Source organism: Shigella sp. FC1661 (genome assembly GCF_001712525.1).
Taxonomy (GTDB): Bacteria; Pseudomonadota; Gammaproteobacteria; order Enterobacterales; family Enterobacteriaceae; genus Escherichia; species Escherichia coli.
In genome coordinates, this window is the sequence record NZ_MDGW01000489.1 from 1 (window position 1) to 410 (window position 410).

Genomic DNA, 410 nt, shown 5'->3' on the forward strand with positions numbered 1-410 from the left:
TTCTGCGCGCCATGCTTCAATTTCCTGACGTCTGGCCTCTCTGGCCGCTTCCAGCATTTCTGGTGTCACAGTGAATGGGGCTATCTCACCCCATTTGCCGCTTTGCAGTTCCTGCCAGATTTGCTGACCCGTCGGAGCGACATCATCAGCGGTGGCTGTGTAGGGGACTGCCTGGTCCCTGTCGTCAAAAAAAACGTCACAGTCTACTGCGCCACTTTCGGTATAACGGGGATTAATGATTTTTTTAATTTACACGGTGCATTCCTCACGATGTGCGAATAAAAAGCCCGGGCATTGCGCCAGAGACATGTGCATCCGGCACCCCGGACAGGGCGCAATATGACCCCGGTAATGAATGCTCTGAACATCCCGTAATGAAAAATTGTGGGGATGCTATATACGTTCCGGTG

At 52.2% G+C, this 410-nt stretch carries 2 pseudogenes; both read right to left on the bottom strand.

The features are described 5' to 3' along the window. Window positions 1-249: pseudogene (locus tag BFF42_RS21045) on the bottom strand (DUF4376 domain-containing protein); the annotation flags it as partial. A gap of 16 nt (window positions 250-265) precedes the next feature. Further along, window positions 266-410 (bottom strand): annotated as a pseudogene (locus BFF42_RS21050) (hypothetical protein); the annotation flags it as partial.